Below are 21,537 nucleotides of genomic sequence, written 5' to 3'. Positions count from 1 at the left end.
CGTTCCGCACATGAAACAACTCGCCGCTCCGTTGATACCGGTTGCCTGCGTCCTTCTGATCACCGGCTGCGCCACGCCGCAGTTGCCGGTGTCGCCCGTCCACATCGCCGACGCGCCGCGCGTGGCCGGCGCCATCCCCGAGCCTGTGCGCCAAAGCGCCCTGCCCCCGCCGCCCAAGCCATCCGCCAAGGTGGAAACCTATAGCGTCACCGTGCATAAAGTGCCGGTGCAGTCGCTGCTGTTTGCGCTGGCGCGGGACGCTGGCATGAACGTGGACATCCATCCCGCCATCGACGGCACCGTCACCCTGAACGCGCTCGACCAGACCCTGCCGCAGCTGCTGGGCCGCATCGCGCGCCAGGTGGACATGCGCTACGAGATCGAGGGCAGCAACCTGGTGGTCTTGCCGGACGCGCCGGAATGGCGCAACTACAAGGTTGACTACGTGAACGTGGCGCGCAGCACCAGCAGCAGCGTCAACATCGCCACCCAGATTTCCACCACCGGCGGCGGCTCGGCCGGCCAGAGCAGCAACCCGGTCGGCGCGGCGACAGGCGCTGCGGCGTCCAGCGGCGGCAGCGGCAACCTCGGCAGCGGCAACAACAACTCCACCACGTCCGTGGCCAACCGTTCGGACAACAATTTCTGGTACAGCCTGGAGAAGAATATCCGCGACATGCTGCGCGCTTCCACCCTGGGCGACACCCAGCAGGATCCGCTGGCGCAGATGGCGGCACAGAACCAGAGCCAGCAGGCGGCGCAGGGTGGCCAGGCCGGACAAAACCAGGGCGGCCAGGGCGCCATCGCCCCCATGAGCGCGGCACCGCAGCCGTTCGGCGACAACGCCGCGCCCTTCTCCCAGCGCAGCCGCACACGCAACGATCCATCCATCGTGGTCAATCCCGAAGGCGGGCTGATCGCCGTGCGCGCCACCGCGCGCCAGCACGAGAAAATCCAGGAATTCCTGGACCTGGTGGTGAACAGCGCCAAGCGCCAGGTGCTGATCGAAGCGACCATCATCGAAGTGAAGCTGGGCGACCAGTACCAGCAAGGCATCAACTGGTCCGGCCTGAACGGGCGCTTGAGCATGAACCAGGGCCAGGTTGGCACAGCCACGTTGCCCACCGGGGTGCTGCCCGGCACCACCCCGGGCATGTTTGTGCTGAATTATCTCAATCCCGGCAATCTGACCGCCACCATCCAGCTGCTGGAGTCGTTTGGCAAGGTGAAAGTGCTGTCCAGTCCCAAGATCAGCGTATTGAACAACCAGACCGCCATGCTCAAAGTGGTGGACAACAACGTCTTCTTCACCATCAAGGTCACGCCTGCCGTGCTCAACTCCAGTGGCACGGTGACCGCGCCGGCCACCTACGAATCCACTTTGCAGACGGTGCCGGTGGGCTTCGTGATGAGCGTGACTCCCCAGATCGCCGACAGCGACGAGGTGACGCTGAATGTGCGTCCCACCATCACGCGCATCGTCGGCTACGTGCAAGACCCGAACCCGGCGCTCCAGGCGGGCAACGTGCGCAGCCAGGTGCCGGTGATCCAGGCCCGCGAGCTGGAATCGATCATGAAGATCAGCAATGGCCAGGTGGCCGTCATGGGCGGGCTGATGCAGGACTCGGTGGACAACACCAAGGACGGCGTACCGTTGCTGAGCTCACTGCCGGTGGTGGGCAACCTGTTCTCCTACCGGAACGAGAACGCCAGCAAGACCGAACTGGTGATCTTCATGCGGCCGGTGGTGGTGAAGGACGCCAGCATGAGCGGCGACTATAAGGACTACCGCTACCTGCTTCCCGGCCAGGCCCCCGTGCCCGCGCCGGCCTATGCGGAGCCGCCCCTGGCGGGCAAGGCAGGTGGGCTATGAGCTTGCTGATGCAGGCGCTCAAGAAGGCAGAGCGCACCAAACAAAGCAGCCTGCCCGACGATGAGCCGGCCGACAAGCCGTCCGAGGCATTCGACGAGGTGCTGGCGCTGACACCGCAGGATTTGACGCAGGAGCGCGTCGAGCCCCGCGTGGCGGAGTTTTCGCTGGAACCGCTCGATGCGCCCCTGATGCCCGAGCCGGAAGCCGAACAGATTCCGGCGCTGACGCCGGCCGAGGAAGCACCGCATGATCCAACCCCGCCGCAAGCGCGTGTGGGCGGGGCCCGCCCCCAGCGCGGCGAGCTGACCTTGCAGGATGTGCAGGACTTGCAGGGCAAGCCCGCTGAACGCGAGGGATCGGGCAGTGCGCTATCGATCACGCCGCTGGGGGAGGCGGCGCCCGAACCGGCGGCGCCGGATGCCGCTGTTATCTCGCCCGCGTCGGCGCTTGCTGCGACCGGCAAACCCGACGCGCGCAGCGGCGAGCGGCGCCAGAGCAGCGGCCAGCGCATATCGGACCATTTCAACACGGCTGCAGCCCCCCGTGGCGGCAGCGCGGCCGGCGGCGCTGCGGGCGCCGGCGACAGTGGCCAGCCGCCTCCGCCGGGCAGCCCGGGTCATGGCACCGCACATGGCTCTGCCCCTGCCCCTGGCGTCGGCCCTGCTCCGGGTCCGGTACTGGGTGCGGCCGCGAGAGCACGCGCCGCAGCCGCGGCACGTGCGGCGGCAGCCGAGGACAAGGTGGGCTGGGACCCGGCCCGCATCAGGCTTGCCGTGCTGAGCGGCGTTTTGCTGCTGCTCGTCGCACTGTTCGGCTATATATATTGGCGCGCCACCACGGCGCCCGGTCCGGGCGCCAACCTGCCCATGGTGCCCATGCCGCCGCCGGATGCGGCCGGAACCAAGGCCGGGACCATAGTCGTGCCGCCCGGCGGCATGCCTGGTGATCCGGGTGCCGCAGGCACTCCGGGCGCATTGGGCACGACTGGCGCACCCGGCACACCCGGCGCCCCCGGCCCCACCGGCACGGCAGGGGCGCCGGCCGCATCAGGTGCGTCAGGCCAGCCGGGCGCACCGGTCGGCTTGGCAGGCCAGGACGCTGCGGGCGCGGCCCCGGGCCACGGCGGTGCGGGCGAGCACGCTCCCGTGAGTGCAGCACCGGCGCCCGTGGCCTCTTCCGCGCGCGGCCCCGGCGGCGCCAGTTCCATGCTGGGATCGGGCCGCAGCGCCGCGCCGGCATCCAGTACCGTGATGGCCTCGCCCGAGGAAATCGAACGCGCCATGCAGATGCAGGCCGGGCAGCAAGGCGGCTCGCCGCCGCCGTTTGCCGCCGCCGCGCCCACCTCCGCTGCACCCGGCGCAGGGCAAGGCGCCGCTTGGACCAGCGGTTCAGGTGCCGCCGCCCCGAACCCGCAGGGCAGCCAGGGGCCGGCGGCCAACGCCGCCGGCAGCGCGGGTACGCGGCAGGCCGACGCATCCTGGTCCAGCAGCGACATCAAGGTCAGCCGTCACAACCACGCCGCGCGCATCAGCCCGGCACTGCAATACGGCTACCAGGCCCTGCTGGACGGCGACCTGCCCACGGCCGCAGACCAGTACGCCACCGCGCTGCGCCAGGACCCGAACAACCGCGATGCCCTGCTCGGCAACGCCGCCGTGGCGCTGCGCCGCAACGACCCCGCGCAAGCGTCGGCCAGCTATATGCGCCTGCTGGAGCTGGACCCAAGCGACGCCGACGCTCTCGCCGGCCTGCTCAGCCTGCGCCCGGGCGATACCGGCCAGTCGGAGCGCCGCCTGAAGGAGCTGCTGCGCAAATCGCCCGGTTCGGGGCCGCTGCTGTTCGCGCTGGGCAACCTGTATTCGCGCCAGTCGCGCTGGACCGACGCCCAGCAAGCCTACTTCCGCGCCTACAGCGCCAGCCCGGACAACCCGGACTACGCCTTCAACCTCGCAGTCGGCCTGGACCGCCTGAACCAGCCCAGGCTGGCCCTTACCTATTACCAGCGCGCGCTGGCGCTGTCCCAGGCCGGTCCGGCCGGTTTCGACAGCGAGGCGGTGCGCGCGCGCATGCGCCAGCTGGCGGAGCCGAACTGACCATGCCGGACACCCCGAAAATCCCCCTCGGCAAACTGCTGATCCAGAAAGGCGTCATCAGCGAGGACCAGCTGCGCATTGCCCTCATTGAGCAAAAGCGCGCCGGCGAGCCGCTCGGCAAGATGATGATCGCGCTCGGCTTCGTCACCGAAGCCACCATGCGCGAGGCGCTCAGCGAAAACCTGCACACGCCGAGCGCCGACCTGAACAGCCTGGTGGTGGACGCCATCGCCCTCAAGCTCATCCCCAAGGAAGTGGCCAAGCGCTACCGCGTGTTCCCCATCGTCTACCAGCGCGACATCGACAACCTGGTGCTGGCCATGTCCGACACCAGCAACATCGTGGCGCTCGACCAGATCAGCGCCATGCTGGTGCAGGGCATCACCATCTCGCCCATGTTGGCCAACGAGTCCGACATCCAGCGCGCCATCGACCAGTATTACGGCTTCGAGCTGTCCATCGACGGCATCCTGCACGAAATCGAAACGGGCGAGGTGAATTACGCCAGCCTGGGCTCGCTGAGCGACGAGTACAGCCAGCCCATGGTGCGCCTGATCGACGCGCTGCTGGCCGACGCGGTACAGAACGGCGCCTCGGACATCCATTTCGAGCCCGAGCAGAGCTTCTTGCGCATCCGCTACCGCATCGACGGCATCCTGCGCCAGATCCGCAGCCTGCACAAATCCTACTGGCCGGCCATGGCGGTGCGGCTCAAGGTGATCAGCAATATGAACATCGCCGAGACCCGCGCGCCGCAGGACGGCCGCATCTCGATCAAGTTCTCCGGCCGCCAGATCGACTTCCGCGCCTCGGCCCAGCCCACCACGCACGGCGAAAACATCGTGCTGCGCGTGCTGGACCGCCAGAAAGGCATCGTGCCGCTGGACGGCCTGGGCCTGGACGAGAACGAGCTGACCCTGCTCAAGCTGATGATCGCCCGCCCGGACGGCGTGATCCTGGTGACCGGCCCCACCGGCAGCGGCAAGACCACCACCCTGTATTCCATCCTGAACCACATCAATACCGAGAGCGTGAACATCATGACCTTGGAAGATCCGGTGGAATACCCGATGAATATGATCCGCCAGACCTCGGTGAACGAGTCGGCCAAGATGGGCTTTGCCGACGGCATCCGCTCCATGATGCGGCAAGACCCGGACGTGATCCTGGTGGGCGAGGTGCGCGACAAGGAAACCGCCGAAATGGCGTTCGCCGCCGCCATGACCGGCCACCAGGTCTATTCCACGCTGCACACCAACTCGGCCATCGGCTCCGTGTCGCGCCTGCTCGACATCGGCATCGTGCCGGACGTCATGGCCGGCAACATCATCGGTGTGATCGCGCAGCGCCTGGTGCGCCGGCTGTGCCCCCACTGCCGCGAGCCCTTCACGGCCGACGCCGTGGAGCGCCGCCTGCTGGGCCTGCCGCAGGAGGGCCACGGCGGCCACGACGGACGCAGCGATGGGCCGGCCATGCTGTACCGCGCGGTGGGCTGCGAGCGCTGCGCGCACCAGGGCTACAAGGGCCGGCTAGCCATCATGGAGCTGCTGAAAATGAACGCCGAGCTGGACGAGCTGATCGGCCGCCGCGCGTCCGCGCGCGAGCTGCGCAAGGCGGCGCAGGCAGCCGGCTTCAAGACCCTGGTGGACGACGGCATGCGCCGCGTGCTGGAAGGCGTGACCACGCTGGAGGAAGTCTCGCGCGTGGTCGATCTGACGGACAGGCTGAGCTGATGCCGCACTATCTGTATACCGCCATGGACAATGCCGGCCAGGTCTTGCCGGGCAATATGGACGCGGCCAACGTGCCGGACCTGGAGCTGCGCCTGGGCCGCATGGAGCTGGACCTGATCGACTACACGGTCACGCGCGACAAGCTGCTGGTGCTGGGCCGGCGCGCCATCACGCGCGCGGACCTGATCAATTTCTGCTTCCACATGGAGCAGATGACAGGCGCGGGCGTGCCCATCCTGGAAGGCCTGGACGACCTGCGCGAGAGCATGGAGCAGCACCCGCGCTTCCGCGAAGTGCTCACCGCGCTCATCGAAAGCATCGAAGGCGGCCTGCAGCTGTCGGACGCGCTGGCCGCGCATCCGGAGGTATTCGACCACACGTTCACCAGCCTGATCCACGCCGGCGAGCAGAGCGGCAAGGTGGCCGAGGTGTTCAAGAACCTGTCGGACAGCCTGAAATGGCAGGACGAACTGGCCGCGCGCACGCGCAAAATCCTCACCTACCCGGCAGTGGTGGCGCTGGTGGTGCTGGGCGTGACTTTTTTCCTCATGATCTACCTGGTGCCCCAGTTAACCGCCTTCATCAAGAACATGGGCAACGAGCTGCCGCTGCACACGCGCGCGCTGATCGCCGTGTCCGGCATCTTCATCCAGTTTTGGTACGCCATCCTGCTGTTACCGGTGCTGGCCTGGGTGGCGCTGCGCATTTGGCTGGGCCGCAGCGAGCGTGCGCGCTACGCCTTCGACGCCTTCAAGCTGCGGGTCTGGATCGTGGGCCCGGTGCTGCGCAAGATTATCCTGGCGCGCTTCGCCACGTTTTTCGCGCTGATGTACGCGTCCGGCATCACCATCCTGGAGTGCTTGCGCCTGTCCGAAGGCATCGTCGGCAACCGCGTGATGGCGTCCGGGCTGCGCCGGGCCGCGCAGCTGATCTCCGAGGGCTACAGCGTCACGGCGGCATTCCAGCACACCGGCATCTTCCCGCCGCTGGTGATCCGCATGCTCAAAGTGGGAGAAGCCACCGGCGCGCTGGACCGCGCCCTGCACAACGCCAGCTATTTCTACGACCGCGAAGTGAAGGACATGATAGAACGCGCGCAGGCCATGATAGAGCCGGCCATGACGGTGACCCTGGGGCTGATGCTGGGCTGGATCATGCTGTCCGTGCTGGGGCCGATCTACGACACCATCAGCAGCATTCGGCTATGATCCGGCTATGAAGCATCTCCTTTACCTTGGCGGCGAACGGCTGGATGCCTGGCTGTGGGACGCCGGCCGCCTGAGCGGTCCGGCCAGCTTCGCCGCGACCCGCGCCGGAGTGGACGCCTTCGTCGACTACCTGGAGCACCACCATCCCGGCACGCCCGCGCTGCTGCTGGTGGACATCGTGGAAGAGGACTTCCAGCGCCTGCTGCTGCCCCACGTGGGCGGCAAGGCCGGGCGCAACCTGATGGAACGGCGCCTGCTGCAGCAGTACCGCGACACGCCGTACCGCCAGGCCACCATACAGGGCCGCTCGGAAGAGGGCCGGCGCGACGATATCGTGCTGTGTTCCGCACTCACCAATCCGGTCCTGCTGCTGCCGTGGACGGACGCGCTGGAGCTGCTAAAAACGCCGCTGGCCGGCATCTATTCGGTGCCGCTGCTGAGCGAGGAGCTGGTGGACCGGCTGGGCCTGGACATGGAACACGAACACCTGCTGGTGGTCACGCCGCAATCGGCCGGCGTGCGGCAGAGCTATTTCCACCGGGGCTGCCTGAAATTCAGCCGTTTGACCCCGTCGGCGGACCGCGAAGGCGTGGCCGTCAACGCCGGCGTGGAGACGGCGCGCACGCAGCAGTTCCTGGTCAGCGTGCGCCTGATCGAGCGCGGCGAGCAGCTGCATGCCGTGATGATGGCGCAGGACGGCGAGCTGGAACGCTGGAGCGCCCAGTGCGAGAACGGTCCGGAGACGGTGTACCACTTCATCCCGCTGGGTATTGCGGCAGGACTGGCCGGCGTCGCCCTGCCGGACGAGGACACCCCGCTGGCCGACCCGATGTTCCTCTACCTGCTGGCGCGCACCCGTCCGGCCAGCCATTACATGCTGGGCGCCGAGGGCCGCTATTACCGGCTGTGGCAGATGCGCCAGACCCTCAAGGCGTCCAGCGCGGCGGTGGCCGCCTGCGCCCTGCTGTGGGTGGGCGGCAACCTGTGGGGCTACGCGGAGGCGCAGCGGGACGGCGAAAGAATGAACCGCGAGGCGGCCGGCTACGACGCCAGCTACCGCGCCAATATGTCGGACATGCCGCCGTCGCTGGCGCCCACCGCCAACATGAAGGCGGCCGTCACCATTGAACGCCTGCTGGCCACGCAGGCGCCCGCGCCGATCGACATGATGGGCATGCTCAGCGCCGCGCTGGACAAGGTGCCGCAGGTGCAGGTGGTGCGCCTGGACTGGCGCGTGGCGGCGGACAGCCTGCCGGCACCGGGCCCGGGCGCCGGCCTGGGTGCCGGCCGTGCCGGCGGCGCGGGCAGCACCGAAGCGGACGCGGCGCCCATCCCCTCGCGCGTGCTGGGCATTCCATCCAAGCCGCCGCAAACCTTGCGGGTGGAGGCGCAGGTGGCCCTGATGAGCAACAACGCGCGCGGCATCCTGGACAGCATGAACGCCTTCGCCCAGGAACTGGCGCGCAATCCCAAGCTGACGGTGGCGATCGAACGCACGGTGCTGGACATCAGCCCGGGCGCGAAGCTGAGCGGCAGCACGGCCGCCGCGGCGGGCGACAAGCCGGCCCAGTTCATCCTTAACCTGAGTCTGGCGCCATGAGCCTCGCTGCCCGCAAAGCCAAGCCCCGCGCCACGGCTGCGCCCGCGCTGCCCTACTGGCTGCGCGAATTCGCACTGATCCGGCTGCAAGTGGTGACGCTGCTGCTGACGGTGGCCATCGGCGCCGCCGCCATCGTCAGCAGCCGCTGGTACTGGCACCAGGCGCGCGACTACCAGGCCTGGGCCCAGCAAAAGCGCAACGCCGCGCGCGACCGGCTGTTCAACGCGGAGACCGAGAAGCGCGAAATCCGCCTCTACCAGCCGCAGTACGCCGCGCTGCGCGAACGCGGCCTGATCGGCCAGGAAAACCGGCTCGACTGGGTGGAGGCCATCCGCCAGGTCCAGGAGCAGCGCAAGCTGCTGCCGATCACTTACGAGCTGGAGCCGCAGCAGCCGGTGCGGATGGACAGCGGCACCGCCCTGGGCGGCTACCGCCTGCACGGCAGCCGCATGAATCTGCACATGGACTTGCTGCACGAGGGCGACCTGTTCGTGCTGCTGGACGACCTGCGCCAGCGCAGCTTCTACAGCGCGCAGGAGTGCAGCATCAAGCGCGCCGCTGGCGGCCTGGCCGCCCCGCTCGCGCCCATGCTCACGGCCGACTGCACCCTCAACTGGCTGACCCTGACGCCCGGCCCCACGCCCCAGATCGCCCAGCAGTGGAGGCCGCAATGACGCGCCATCGCCGTTCCCCCCTCGCCGCGCCTGTGCCGCCGCGCTGGCGGTGCGCGGCAGCGGCCGCCACGGTGCTCACCATTGCCGCCGCTGCGGCCACCTGCAGGCCGGCCGCTGCAGGACCGGCCGCGGCGGGCTGGCGCGCCGCAGTATCGTCCGCTTTCGGGCCGGCCGCTGTTTCGGCCGCAGCCGCCTCGGCTGCCGCAGTGCCGGCCGCGGCAGACACGCACGGCCAGCCGGGGCAGGCGCGCCATCTGGGCCGGCTGTTCTCCACGCCGCAGGAGCGCGCGCTGCTGGACGCGCGGCGCGACGGCACCGTCATCGACGGCGAGCCCGCCGCCCCGCCTGCACCGCCGCTGCCGCCATCGCCGCCCGCGCCGCTGCAGCTCAATGGCGTGGTCCAGCGCAGCAACGGCCAAAGCACGGTCTGGCTCAACGATGCACCGCTGTCGGAACGCGACGGCAAAGTGCTGCCGGACCGCGCCGTTTTGCTGCGCCTGCCGTCCGGCAAGCGCGTCACCCTGAAACCGGGCCAAAGCTATGACGAAGCCACCGGCACCATCAGCAATGCGGGCGAATAGCAGCGCCCGCCCGGCCCCGGTTCCGGCCAGGCACCGGCAGGACGGCGCCGTGCTCCTGATCCTGCTGGCCGTGCTGGCCCTGGCCGGATCGTCCCTGCTGATGTCCGCGTTCGGCGCCAACACGGTGGAGACACGCCGCGCGCAGCGCACCCAGATGCTGCTGGCCCAGGCAACCGACGCGCTGACCGGCTTCGCCGCCGCCAACGGCCGCCTGCCGCGCCCCGCCGTCTCCGCCACCGACGGCCGCGAACAGGCCCTGCCCTGCACCAGCGACGAGCAGTGCACCGGCTACCTGCCCTGGGTCGCGCTCGGCATCCCAGGCGAAGACGCCTGGGGCAAGCGCCTGCGCTACAGCGTCACCCCCGTGTTCACCAGCTACGACTACCAGCCCGCCAGCGCTGCCGCCACCCGCACCGTGCGGCAGCGCGGCGCGGATGGCGAGCTGCGCTACGTCGCCGGCGGCCCCGCCTGCAACGCGCAGGCCCGCTGCGCCGCGCTGGTGGTGCTCTCGCACGGCAAGAACAACTACGGCGTGTCCGCCGAGGGGGCCGAACAGGCCAACGCCGGCACCGCCAACGAGGACGAAACCGTCAACGCCGCCGCCACCGCGCACTTCATCACGCGGGTCGCCACCAGCGATCCGAACACAGCCGGCGGCGAATTCGACGACCAGGTTGCCTGGCTCAGCCTGCAAGCGCTGTACGCCCGCATGCGCGCCGCGCGCACGCTGCCCAATTAAAATGATCAAACCCGGGACCATGAACAAGCAACACGGATTCAGCCTCGTCGAAATCGCCATCGTGCTGGTGATAGTCGGCCTCATGGTGGGCGGCCTGCTCACGCCGCTCAGCATGCAGCTGGAACAGCGCAAGGCGGCCGACACCCAGCGTGCGCTGGACGACGCGCGCGAGGCGCTGGTCGGCTTCGCGGTGCGCTACGGCTACCTGCCCTGCCCCGCCATCTCCGCCAGCGACGGCCAGGAGGACCGCAGCGGCAGCCGCTGCACCGACGAGCGCCGCGAAGGCTACCTGCCCTGGGCCACGCTCGGCCTGGCCCGGCTGGACGCCTGGAACCATCTGTACCGCTACAGCGTCACCCCCGCCTTTGCCGACAGCGCCAACCGCTTCAAGCTGGTCACCGCGCGCGACATCACCGTCTACACGCGCGACGGGCTGGGCAACCTGGCGGCGGCCACGGCGGCGGCCGACATCCCGGCGGTGGTCCTGTCGCACGGCAAGAATGGCTACGGCGCCACCAGCGACGCCGGCCTGCGCCTGGCCAACGGCTCGCGCAGCAACGAGGACGAGCAGAACAACATCGGCGCCGACATCAACTTCATGGCGCGCAACGCCAGCGACAACCGCGCCCTGCCGGGCGGCGAGTTCGACGATATGGTGGTGTGGGTTTCACCCAACATCCTGTTCAACCGCATGGTTGCGGCGCAAGTGCTACCCTAAGATTCGACACAGAGAAAGGAAAAACCATGCGCCAACCCGTCCGCCCAGCCCATCCTCGCCGCCACGGGCGCCAAGGCGGCTTCACCCTGGTGGAAATCGCCATCGTGCTGGTCATCATCGGCCTGCTGCTGGGCGGCGTGCTCAAGGGACAGAGCCTGATCGACAGCGCCAAGGTCAAGAACATCATCCAGCAGGCCAACGCGCTCACCTCGGCGGTGAGCGCCTACCAGGACAAATTCCGCGCCCTGCCGGGCGACGATCCGCTGGCCACCGCCCATGTGCCAGGGGCCACCGGCAACGGCAACGGCGACGGCCAGATCAGCGAATACCAGCTGGCGCCGCAGCACCTGGCGCTGGCCGGCTTCATCACCGGTTCCTTCAACGGCAGCACCGACTTCATGACCAGCGCCCAGGGCGGCGCCGTCTACATCTACAACGACGTGGTGGGCGGGCGCGGCGGCAACGGCATCCGCATCGACAACCTGCCCGACACAGTGGCCGAGCAGATCGACGCCAAGCTCGACGACGGCAAGCCCAACACCGGCTCGGTGCGCGCCGCCGTCGGGCCGGGCGTGACCGCCTACACCAATACCGGCGCTATCATCACCCGCCTGGCCATCTTCTTCTAAAAAAGTACGCGCGTTCGTTTTTTTGGGATAGAATCCATACACTATCCCAACGCAGGAGACGCGATGTTTGAGGAATTCATGGGCACCAAAGCAGTGTCCGAACGCCACCAGTTCGACGTGGCGGCGCTGGACGCTTACCTGCGCCAGCACGTGGAGGGCTATCCGGAGGGCGAACTGGCGGTGGTCCAGTTCAAGGGCGGCCAGTCCAACCCGACGTTCAAGCTGAGCAAGGGCGAAGGCGCGCAACAGCAGCACTATGTGCTGCGCACCAAGCCGGCCCCGGCCGCCAAGCTGCTGGCCTCGGCCCACGCCATCGACCGCGAATACCGCGTGATGGATGCGCTCAACAAGGCCGGCTTCCCGGCCGCCCGCCAGTACACGCTGTGCACCGACGAATCCGTGATCGGCCGCGCCTTCTACGTGATGGAGTTCGTGGACGGCCGGGTGCTGTGGGACCAGGCCCTGCCCGGCATGACCGCGGCCGAGCGCGCCGCCATCTACGACGAGCAGAACCGCGTCATTGCGCTCTTGCACAGCATGGATTACCAGGCCATCGGCCTGGGCGACTACGGCAAGCCCGGCAACTACTTCCAGCGCCAGATCGAGCGCTGGAGCAAGCAGTACGTCGCGTCGCAGACCGAACAGATCGAAGCGATGGACCAGCTGATCGCGTGGCTGCCCAACAACATCCCGCCCGGCGACGACACGTCCATCGTGCACGGCGACTACCGCCTGGACAATATGATCTTCCACCCCACCGAGCCGCGCATCCTGGCCGTGCTGGACTGGGAGCTCTCCACGCTGGGCCACCCCTTCGCCGACTTTTCCTACCACGCCATGGGCTGGAACATCGAGCCGGGCCAGTTCCGCGGCATCGCCGGGCTGGACCTGCAGGCGCTGGGCATCCCCTCGCAGCAGGACTACATCGCCCGGTACGCCGAGCGCACCGGCAAGACCATCCGCCTGGAGGATTTCAACTTCTATTTGGCCTTCAATATGTTCCGCCTGGCCAGCATCATGCAAGGCATTATGAAACGCTACGTGGACGGCACCGCCGCCAGTGCGCAGGCGCTGGAATCGGGCAAGATGGCGCGCCCCATGGCTGAACTGGCCTGGGCGTACGCGTCGGGCAAACCAATTTGAAGGAGACCGGCATGGAATTTGAGTACTCGGACCGCTGCAAGGCGCTGCAAGCAAAACTGCTGGCCTTCATGGACCAGCACATCTACCCGAACGAGAAACAGTTCTACCAGGAAGTGGACCGCAACGGCCGCGAACAGGGCAACCGCTGGATTCCCACGCAGCTCATCGAACAGCTGAAGCCGCTGGCGCGCGAACAGGGCTTGTGGAACCTGTTCCTGCCGAAATCCACGCGCGCGCCGGAAGGCCTGTCCAACCTGGACTACGCGCCGCTGTGCGAAATCATGGGCCGCGTGCCATGGGCTCCGGAAGTGTTCAACTGCGCCGCGCCGGACACCGGCAACATGGAAACCCTGGAACGCTACGCCAGCGAAGCGCACAAGCAGCAATGGCTGGAACCGCTGCTGCGCGGCGAGATCCGCTCGGCCTTCGCCATGACGGAGCCGGCCGTGGCCTCCTCGGACGCCACCAATATCGAGACCCGCATCGAACGCGACGGGGACGACTACGTGATCAACGGCCGCAAGTGGTGGATTTCCGGCGCCGGCGACCCGCGCTGCAAGATCTATATCACCATGGGCAAGACCGACTTCGACGCGCCGCGCCACCAGCAGCAGTCCATGATACTGGTCCCGGCCGGCACGCCCGGGCTGACGGTGATCCGTCCCCTGCCCGTGTTCGGCTATGACGACGCGCCGCACGGCCACTGCGAACTGGTGTTCGAGAACGTGCGCGTGCCGGCCGCGAACATCCTGCTGGGCGAGGGGCGCGGCTTCGAGATCGCCCAGGGCCGCCTGGGCCCGGGCCGCATCCACCACTGCATGCGTGCCATCGGCGTGGCCGAGCGCGCGCTGGAACTGATGTGCCAGCGCCTGCACAGCCGCGTGGCCTTCGGCAAGCGCATCTCCGAGCAGGGCGTGTGGCGCGAGCGCATCGCCGAAGCGCGCATCCAGATCGACACGGCGCGCCTGCTGACCCTGAAGGCCGCCTATATGATGGACACGGTGGGCAACAAGGGGGCGCAGGCCGAAATCGCCATGATCAAGGTGCTGGCGCCGAACGTGGCCCAGCAGGTGCTGGACTGGGCCATCCAGGCGCACGGCGCGGCCGGGGTGTCCGACGAGTTCCCGCTGGCCTACCAGTGGGCCGGCAACCGCACCCTGCGCCTGGCCGACGGCCCGGACGAGGTGCACCGCAACGCGATTGCCAAGCTGGAGCTGGCCAAGCACTTGCCGCTCAAGGAAGACCTCAGCCTGCCCATCACCCGCAGCTGATTTCCCTAGCCCCGCCCCCGGCCCGGCCTGTTGCGCCGGGGCGGCGCGCGCGGCGGCGGCTCGACAATTTACTTGGTCACCGCGCGGCGCTCAGCTATGATCAGAGCGCTATCAACGCATTCCGGGGGCCATGCAGTGCCGCACTCTACCGCCAAGCTGCCATCCATACGTTCGCAGATCGCTCTGCTGGTGCTGGCTTGCGCGCTGCCGTCGGTGCTGGGGCTGGGCGTGTTGCTGCAGCACTTCTACCAGCGCGAACAGCTGCAAGTCCAGCACGAGGCGCTGGCCACCGCGCGCGCGCTGGCCAGCGCCGTCGACCACGACATCGGCAAGGCCGAAGCGGCAGCGCTGGCACTGGCCAGCTCGCCCAGCCTGGACCACGGCGACCTGGCTGCATTCGCGGCGCAGGCCGGCACGCAGCTGCGGGCAGCGCTGCCCGTGCAGCGCATCCTGCTGAACGGCACCGACGGCCGCGTCCTCCTCACGGTCGGTGCCGCCAGCCCGGCCCCGGCAGCAGCAGCAGCAGCAGCAGCAGCCCCGGAGACCGAAGCCGCTGCGCAATCCGGCCCCGCCACGCCGCAGGCCCCTGCCGCTGCCGCCGGCGGCGGCGACACCGACGCCACCCGTCCTGCCAACGCGGCCCGCTTCGCCGCCGCCATTGCGCAGCGCGGCCCGGCGCTGTCCGTACTCCCCCGCAGCGGCCTGCCGCACCAGCCTGACGTGGCGGTGGACGTGCCGGTGCAGCGCGGCGGCAAAACCCTGTACGTGCTCACCGCCGTGCTCGAACCGCGCCTCCTGGCTGACGCCGCCGCCGCGCAGCGCCTGTCGCCGTTGTGGCTGATCGCGCTGATTGGCCCGGACGGCGTGATAGTGGACCGCAACAAGGATCCGGAGCGCTTCGTGGGCACCCGCATCTCGGACCAGTCGCGCGAGGTGCTGCAGGGCAGCGGCGAGGGCGCGCGGCTGACCCAGTCGCGCGACGGCGTTCCGGTGTTCGCCGGCCTGAGCTTGCTGCCGGGACGCCAGTGGGCGGTCGGCGTGGGCATGCCGGAGCACCAGGCCATGCGCGACGCTGCGCTGCCCTCGGTGCCGCTGGTGGCCGGCGCGGTGGGCATGCTGCTGCTGGTGGGCATCGTGCTGGCCTGGCTGATGGGCGGCCAGATCGCCCGTTCCATCGCCAGCCTCACCCATCCGGCGCGCGCGCTGGCCGGCGGCGAGGCCATGAAGCTGCCGCACATGACCTTCCGCGAGGCCGACGAGGTGGCGCAGGCCCTGGCGCAGGTGGAGGTGGACATCCAGCGCCACCGCCACGAACTGCAAACCCTGGTGGCCGAGCGCACCGCCCAGCTCGAAGCGTCCAAGGCGTTGCTGGAAAACGTTTACGCCAGCGCGCCGGTCGGCCTCAGTTTTGTCGACCTGAACCTGCGTATCGTCATGATCAACGAGTACCTGGCCGCCATCAACAGCAAACCGGTGTCCGAGCACATCGGCCGCCATTTCGGCGACGTGATACGCGACGAGCAGGTGCGGCGCGACGTGGAACGCGACTACCGCCACGTGCTCGCCACCGGCGAGGCCCTTACCGGCATCGAGCTGTCCGGCACCGCGCCCGGCCGGCCGGACCAGCCCACCCACTGGCTGTCCGGCTACTTCCCGGTGCGCGACAGCGCCGGGCGCATGATAGGCATTACCGGCCTGCTGCTGGACATCACGCCGCAGAAGACCATCGAACGCCAGCTGCGCCAGTCCAAGCAGCTGTTCAAGCAAGTGGTGGAGAACATGCCGGCCATGCTGTTCGTGAAGCAGGCCGGCGACCTGCGCTTCGAGATGATGAACCGCCAGGCCGAGCTGACGCTGGGCCGGCCGCGCGCCCAGTTCCTCGGCAAGAACGACTACGACTTCTTCATGCCCGAGCAGGCCGAGGCGTTCGCGCGCGCCGACCGCGCGGTGCTGGCCAGCGAGGAAGTGGTGGAAATTCCGGAGGAGGAAGTCACCGCCGCCGACGGCACGGTGCGGGTGCTCAATACGCGCAAGGTGGCGCTGCGCGACGAACAGGGCAACCCCACCCACCTGCTGGGCATGGCCATCGACATCACCGAGCGCAAGCGCGCCGACGAGGTGCTGCGCGCCACTTCGCTCAGCCTGGCGCGCAGCAATGCCTTCATCCGCACCGTCACCGACCATGTGCCGGCCATGGTCACCTACTGGGACCGGGACCTGCGCTGCCGCTTCGCCAACCGCAGCTTCCTGCAATTCATGGGCGTGGGCATCGACCAGGTCATCGGCGCCCACCTGCCCGAGGTGGTGGGCGGCGACCTCTACCGCCGCAACCGGCAGCGCGTGGAAAGCGCCCTGGCCGGCCAGCCGCAAAGTTTCTACCAGGACCGGCCGGACCGCGCGGGCGAGTCGCGCTTCGTGTGGGCCAACTACATTCCCGACATGGACGAGGACGGCAGCGCGCGCGGCTTCTTCGTGATGGTCTCGGACGTGACCGAACTCAAGCGCACGGAGCTGCGCCTGCACGACCTGAACGACCAGCTGGTGCGCGCGCGCGACAAGGCCGAGGCGGCCAGCCGCGCGAAAAGCGCCTTTGTGGCCAATATGAGCCACGAAATCCGCACGCCCATGAACGCCATCATCGGCCTGGCGCGGCTGCTGGAGGAAGCGCCGCTGGCGCGGCGCGAGCGCAGCTACGTGGGCAAGATCCAGCTGGCCACGCAGTCGCTGCTGGCGGTGGTAAACGACGTGCTGGACTTCTCCAAGATCGAGGCCGGCCAGCTCAAGCTGGAGCACAGCCCCTTCAATCTGGACCACATTCTCACCAGCATAGGCGTGCTGGTCGGGCAGAACGCCTGGAACAAGGGTGTGGAACCGGTCTTCAGCGTGGCGCCGGACGTGCCGCTGGAGCTGGTGGGCGACGCCATGCGGCTGCAGCAGGTGCTGCTCAACCTGACCGGCAACGCCGTCAAGTTCACCGAGCACGGCGAAGTGGTGGTGTCGGTGCGCCAGCTATCCTGCACCGCCACCTCCACCACGCTGGAGTTCGCCGTGCGCGACACCGGCATCGGCATCAGCCCGGCGCAGCAGGCCCACCTGTTCGAAGCGTTTTCGCAGGGCGACAACAGCACCAGCCGCCAGTACGGCGGCACCGGGCTGGGCCTGGCGATCTGCCGCCGCCTGGTGGACCTGATGGACAGCAGCATCAGCCTGCACAGCGAACTGGGCAAAGGCTCCACCTTCCGCTTCGCCTGCACCCTGGAGCGCGCGGTGCACGGCCTGCCCGGCCCGCGCCAGCTGCCGCCCGCAGTGGAAGGGCTCAACGTGCTGATCGTGGAAGACAACGCCACCGTGCTGGAGATGCTCACCCGCCACTGCCAGGCGCTGGGCTGGCGCGTGTGGAGCGCCGACAGCGGCCAGGCCGGGCTGGCCCAGCTGCACAAGCTGGCGCGCGCCGGCGCCCCGCGCCAGCTCGACCTGCTGCTGCTGGACGCCGGCCTGCCGGACCTGGACGGCATCTCGCTCTTGACCCAGGCCCACACCGACGCTACCCTGCAGCTGCCGCCCACCATCATGATGGCGCCGGACCACTACACCGAGGAGTTGATCCCCATCGCCGACAGCCTGCACATTGCCACCATCCTGGCCAAGCCGACCACGCCCAGCCGGCTGCTGGCCACCGTAGTGGCGGTGCGCACCGGCTCGGCACACCATTCCGCGCTGCCGGCCCACACGCCGCTGTCGGGCCGCCTGGCCGGCATGCGCGTGCTGCTGGTGGAGGACAACGAAATCAACCAGGAAATGGCGCAGTACATCCTGCTGCACGCCGGCGCGCGGGTGGATATCGCCTGCAACGGCAGCGTGGCGGTGGAGCTGCTGAAGGCGGACCCGGCCCGCTACGACGCAGTGCTGATGGACTTGCAGATGCCGGTCATGAACGGCTACGAGGCCACCGCCACGCTGCGCGCCATGGGCTTGACGGACTTGCCCATTATCGCCATGACCGCCAACGCGCTGGACGAAGACCGCCAGCTGGCCGTGGAAGCCGGCGTGAACGCCCACGTGCCCAAGCCGATCGACGTGGACGAGCTGCTGGCCACGCTGCTGCGCCTGGCGCCGCTGCGCCCGGGCCGCGCGGCGCCGGACGAGAGCTGGCGCAAGCCTGCCGCCGAAGACCGTCCCGCCAGCCTGCCCGGCATCGACCTGGAGGCCGCGCTCAAGCGCCTGGCCGGCAACTACCCCGCCTTCGTGGGCCTGCTCAAGCGCTTCGAGAACTCGCAGGGCGGCACCGTGGGCGAGGTGCGCGTGCTGCTGGCGGGCGGCAAGCAGCACGCCGCCGCCCAGCTGCTGCACCGGCTGCGCGGCGTGGCGGCCAACCTGGGCGCGGGCGACATCGCCCGCCTCAGCGCCCAGGCCGAAGTGGCGCTGCACGAGGGCAGTGAAACCGACCTGGCCTTCCTGCTCACCGCGCTGGACCAGTCGATCAGCGTGGTGACCGAGGCCGCGCGCACCCTGCCCCTCCCGCTGCCAGCCGAGGACACGGCGGCCGCCGCCGGCCCGGACGGCGCCGATCTCCCGCAAGCGCTGGCAGACCTGTTATCCTTGCTGCAAACTAACAACATGAAAGCGTTGACGCACTTCCAGGCCCTACGCCCCGCCCTGGACCAGCACAGTCACGAGGCCGTGCTGGCCCTGGCCCACGCAGTGGAAACGCTGGACTTTGCCGCAGCCGAACACCTGGTGCAAGATATGCTGAAGCGAAAGGACATGGTATGAGCTGGAGCGACTTGGCGATGAATGGGCGCATTCTGATCGTCGACGACGCCATGGAGAACATCCAGATTCTCCACCATGCGCTGCGCGACGAGCATGATGTGCTGTTTGCGCTCAGCGGGGACAAAGCCCTGCAGATCGCGCACAACCAGCAGCCGGACCTGATCCTGCTGGATGCGGTGATGCCCGGCATGGATGGCTACGAAGTGTGCGGCGCGCTGCGCGCCTCGGCGGCGGTGCGCGACATTCCGGTGATCTTTGTCACCGCCCTCAGCACGCCCGAAGATGAAACGCGGGCGCTGGAAGCGGGCGCGGTGGACTTCATCAGCAAGCCTTTCAACGTGGCCGTGGTGCGCGCCCGCGTGCGCACCCAGCTGACCGTCAAGCGCCAGGCCGACGCCATGCGCGAGCTGACCCTGACCGACGCCCTGACCGGTGTGGCCAACCGCCGCAGCTTCAACGAGGCCATGGACAACGAATGGCGCCGCTGCGCGCGCTCCAACCTGCCGATAGCGCTCATCATGATCGACATCGACCACTTCAAGAACTACAACGACGCCTACGGCCACCAGGCCGGCGACTTGTGTCTGCAGCAGGTGAGCGCGGCCATGAAGCGCTGCGCGGGCCGGCCGCCGGACCTGCTGGCGCGCTACGGCGGCGAGGAATTCATCATTCTGCTGCCGCAGGTGGGCGCGGAAGGGGCCGAAGTGGTGGCGCAACGCATCCTGGACGAGATCCGCGAACTGCAGATCCCGCACAAGGCTTCATCGGTGGGGCCGCAGGTCACGGTCAGCATGGGCGTATCCACCGCCATGCCGGACGAGAACGCCGACTCCAGCGCCTTGCTGCGCCAGGCCGACGGCCTGCTTTACCGCGCCAAGGAAACCGGCCGCAACCGCTACTGCGTCGCGGCCCGGGACTGAGCGCCCTCCTGCGCCATCCTCCTCACATCACCTTCAATTCACCGTCAGCTTGCCGGTGCCCGCGTTGCTCAGCACGGACTGCTTCACCGCCGAGGTGGACAACAGTTGCGGCGTGTACGGCAGGGTCCAGCCCACCGAGGCGCTGAAGCTGCACTTATTGGCCACGTCCAGCGCCGCGCCGTTCAGCAGCGAGCCGCTATCCGTGATGGCCCCGGTCTTGCCCGACGTTCCGGGGTTGGTCAGGATGTTGGTGCAGGAGCTGGCGCCGGCGATGTCGAACGCATTGTTCTGCGAGATGATCTTGGCCAGGTAGGCCACGCCGATGCTGTAGTGGTGGGGGTAGATGGCGTGCGAACGGCTGCCCTCGAAGTAGTTGTTGTAGATGTGCACCTTGCCGAAGCGCACGCGCGGCGCCCGTTCCGCCACGTGCAGGAAGTGGTTGTTGTTGAAGGTGACGGTCAGGTGGCCATCGTCGCTGGTGGTGCTGTCCGAGGATCCGACCAGGTTGTTCTTCTGGTGCAGCTCGAAGCGGTTGTTGGACACCGTCACGTAATCGGAACCGTTCTTCACGTCCAGCGCGCCGTCGTGGCACTGCTTGATCTTGCCGTTACTGATGGGCAGCTTGTCATCCGTCAGCGGCGCGTCGGTGAACACATTGTGGTCCACCCACACGTTTTTGGAATTGCTGATCACCACGCTGTCGAATTCCGAGTTCCAGTTGCCGCTGCTGCCGTCGTTCGGGTCCCACACCGGGTTCACGTCGCACGGGTTGACGATGTTCAGGTTGCGCACGATAACGTTCTGCGCGTCGCTGATCGAAATGGAACCGTTTACCAGCCGCGTGTCGCTGCCCATGCCGATCAGCGTACTGTTGCTGCCGACCCGGATCTTGCTGCGCAGTGACTGGTCGCTGGTGCTGGTGAAAGGGCCGCCGTTGTCGGCCGAGGCCATGTCGATGGTGCCATACAGCTTGATGATCTTGGCGTTGCTGCCCTGCGCCTTGAGCGCGGCCAGCAGCTGCGAGGGCGTGTTCACCTTGTAGATTGCAGTGGCGGGCGCTGCTGCGCCGCCCGTGGTGCCGCCGTTGCGTCCGGCCCAGCCGGTGGCTGGCGCCGCTTCGGTGCTGGCGTCCGCGCCCGGGGTCGGAGTCGGGGTCGGGGTCGGGGTCGGGGTCGGGGTCGGGGTCGGGGTCGGGGTCGGGGTCGGCGTTGGCGTCGGCGTTGGCGTCGGGTCGGGCGTCGGCGTGGTGCCGCCGATGGGGCCCACTGCGCACTTCTTGGCCAATCCGGGATAAGGATCGGAGCCAAAGGTGGCCACCGTGCACGGGATGTCGCCGGACAGCGTCTTCACCACGAATTTGTCCTTGATGCCGAACGATACCGCGCGGGCGCTGCTGCCCGCCTTGCAGGTGCCGCCCTCATCCGCGCACTTGGAATAGCCGGACGGCCAGTCGGCCGCCTGGACTGCGCCGCTCGTGGACAACAACGCCACCATGCCTGCCAAAACAATCTGTTTCGATGCCAAGATTCGTCTCCCTGTTGTGAACGCCGGGGCATGAGTGCCTCCGGTCAACAGACATCAT

Annotated in this window: 15 protein-coding genes; 14 read left to right on the top strand and 1 reads right to left on the bottom strand. The window is 68.4% G+C overall.

Annotated features, from left to right (window positions below; translation table 11 throughout):
• The first annotated feature begins 10 nt into the window (after positions 1-10).
• The 14 genes from mshL to ASC94_RS00275 all read left to right on the top strand — a co-directional run bounded on the left by mshL (position 11) and on the right by ASC94_RS00275 (position 19,955).
• Entirely contained in the window at positions 11-1,873 is a 1,863-nt protein-coding gene (mshL, locus tag ASC94_RS00340; RefSeq protein ID WP_056389092.1) for a pilus (MSHA type) biogenesis protein MshL, read from the top strand.
• Entirely contained in the window at positions 1,870-3,966 is a 2,097-nt protein-coding gene (locus ASC94_RS00335; protein ID WP_056389089.1) for a tetratricopeptide repeat protein, read from the top strand. Before mshL ends, ASC94_RS00335 begins: the two co-directional genes overlap by 4 nt.
• A 2-nt stretch (positions 3,967-3,968) precedes the next feature.
• The gene (locus ASC94_RS00330; RefSeq protein WP_056389085.1) at positions 3,969-5,699 is read left to right on the top strand and encodes a GspE/PulE family protein; all 1,731 of its coding nucleotides are present in this window, start codon (positions 3,969-3,971) and stop codon (positions 5,697-5,699) included.
• Positions 5,699-6,907 (top strand): type II secretion system F family protein, encoded by a 1,209-nt coding sequence (locus ASC94_RS00325; RefSeq protein WP_056389082.1) that lies wholly within the window; start codon positions 5,699-5,701, stop codon positions 6,905-6,907. The genes ASC94_RS00330 and ASC94_RS00325 overlap by 1 nt, the downstream gene beginning before the upstream one ends.
• 7 nt (positions 6,908-6,914) lie before the next feature.
• Positions 6,915-8,507: a hypothetical protein gene (locus ASC94_RS00320; protein WP_082615970.1), complete on the top strand. Its 1,593-nt coding sequence runs from the start codon at positions 6,915-6,917 to the stop codon at positions 8,505-8,507.
• Positions 8,504-9,181 (top strand): hypothetical protein, encoded by a 678-nt coding sequence (locus tag ASC94_RS00315; RefSeq protein WP_056389078.1) that lies wholly within the window; start codon positions 8,504-8,506, stop codon positions 9,179-9,181. The genes ASC94_RS00320 and ASC94_RS00315 overlap by 4 nt, the downstream gene beginning before the upstream one ends.
• On the top strand, positions 9,178-9,762 hold the full coding sequence (locus ASC94_RS00310; protein WP_056389075.1) for a hypothetical protein: 585 nt from the start codon (positions 9,178-9,180) through the stop codon (positions 9,760-9,762). Before ASC94_RS00315 ends, ASC94_RS00310 begins: the two co-directional genes overlap by 4 nt.
• A 49-nt stretch (positions 9,763-9,811) precedes the next feature.
• A complete protein-coding gene (locus tag ASC94_RS00305; RefSeq protein WP_157201226.1) occupies positions 9,812-10,501 on the top strand; it encodes a hypothetical protein in 690 nt (229 codons plus the stop codon).
• Between the two features lie 19 nt (positions 10,502-10,520).
• Positions 10,521-11,219, top strand: a complete 699-nt coding sequence (locus ASC94_RS00300; protein ID WP_056391934.1) for a type II secretion system protein — start codon at positions 10,521-10,523, stop codon at positions 11,217-11,219.
• Between the two features lie 26 nt (positions 11,220-11,245).
• Positions 11,246-11,848: a prepilin-type N-terminal cleavage/methylation domain-containing protein gene (locus tag ASC94_RS00295; protein WP_082615968.1), complete on the top strand. Its 603-nt coding sequence runs from the start codon at positions 11,246-11,248 to the stop codon at positions 11,846-11,848.
• Positions 11,849-11,911: 63 nt separating this feature from the next.
• On the top strand, positions 11,912-12,991 hold the full coding sequence (locus ASC94_RS00290) for a phosphotransferase (RefSeq protein WP_056389070.1): 1,080 nt from the start codon (positions 11,912-11,914) through the stop codon (positions 12,989-12,991).
• Between the two features lie 11 nt (positions 12,992-13,002).
• Positions 13,003-14,262, top strand: a complete 1,260-nt coding sequence (locus tag ASC94_RS00285; RefSeq protein ID WP_056389067.1) for an acyl-CoA dehydrogenase family protein — start codon at positions 13,003-13,005, stop codon at positions 14,260-14,262.
• A 135-nt stretch (positions 14,263-14,397) separates the two neighbouring features.
• Positions 14,398-19,035 carry a PAS domain-containing protein gene (locus ASC94_RS00280; RefSeq protein ID WP_056389064.1) on the top strand — a complete coding sequence of 1,546 codons (4,638 nt, stop codon included), beginning with the start codon at positions 14,398-14,400 and terminating at the stop codon, positions 19,033-19,035.
• Positions 19,032-19,955, top strand: coding sequence for a diguanylate cyclase domain-containing protein (locus tag ASC94_RS00275; RefSeq protein WP_056389061.1), 924 nt, complete (start codon positions 19,032-19,034; stop codon positions 19,953-19,955). The genes ASC94_RS00280 and ASC94_RS00275 overlap by 4 nt, the downstream gene beginning before the upstream one ends.
• A 33-nt stretch (positions 19,956-19,988) precedes the next feature.
• Here ASC94_RS00275 and ASC94_RS00270 read toward each other — a convergent pair whose 3' ends face one another.
• Complete coding sequence (locus ASC94_RS00270) at positions 19,989-21,479, bottom strand: polysaccharide lyase family 1 protein (protein ID WP_200955519.1); 1,491 nt, start codon at positions 21,477-21,479, stop codon at positions 19,989-19,991.
• Positions 21,480-21,537: the final 58 nt, after the last annotated feature.

Source organism: Massilia sp. Root418 (assembly GCF_001425265.1).
Taxonomy (GTDB): Bacteria; Pseudomonadota; Gammaproteobacteria; order Burkholderiales; family Burkholderiaceae_D; genus Rugamonas.
This window is presented reverse-complemented; position numbering and strand designations above follow the sequence as displayed.

Coding starts and splice junctions, on each gene's coding strand:
- ASC94_RS00325 (WP_056389082.1), top strand. CDS start 5,699: ATGCCGCACTATCTGTATACCGCCATGGACAATGCCGGCCAGGTCTTG.
- ASC94_RS00295 (WP_082615968.1), top strand. CDS start 11,246: ATGCGCCAACCCGTCCGCCCAGCCCATCCTCGCCGCCACGGGCGCCAA.
- ASC94_RS00310 (WP_056389075.1), top strand. CDS start 9,178: ATGACGCGCCATCGCCGTTCCCCCCTCGCCGCGCCTGTGCCGCCGCGC.
- mshL (WP_056389092.1), top strand. CDS start 11: ATGAAACAACTCGCCGCTCCGTTGATACCGGTTGCCTGCGTCCTTCTG.
- ASC94_RS00290 (WP_056389070.1), top strand. CDS start 11,912: ATGTTTGAGGAATTCATGGGCACCAAAGCAGTGTCCGAACGCCACCAG.
- ASC94_RS00330 (WP_056389085.1), top strand. CDS start 3,969: ATGCCGGACACCCCGAAAATCCCCCTCGGCAAACTGCTGATCCAGAAA.
- ASC94_RS00300 (WP_056391934.1), top strand. CDS start 10,521: ATGAACAAGCAACACGGATTCAGCCTCGTCGAAATCGCCATCGTGCTG.
- ASC94_RS00285 (WP_056389067.1), top strand. CDS start 13,003: ATGGAATTTGAGTACTCGGACCGCTGCAAGGCGCTGCAAGCAAAACTG.
- ASC94_RS00320 (WP_082615970.1), top strand. CDS start 6,915: ATGAAGCATCTCCTTTACCTTGGCGGCGAACGGCTGGATGCCTGGCTG.
- ASC94_RS00335 (WP_056389089.1), top strand. CDS start 1,870: ATGAGCTTGCTGATGCAGGCGCTCAAGAAGGCAGAGCGCACCAAACAA.
- ASC94_RS00315 (WP_056389078.1), top strand. CDS start 8,504: ATGAGCCTCGCTGCCCGCAAAGCCAAGCCCCGCGCCACGGCTGCGCCC.
- ASC94_RS00275 (WP_056389061.1), top strand. CDS start 19,032: ATGAGCTGGAGCGACTTGGCGATGAATGGGCGCATTCTGATCGTCGAC.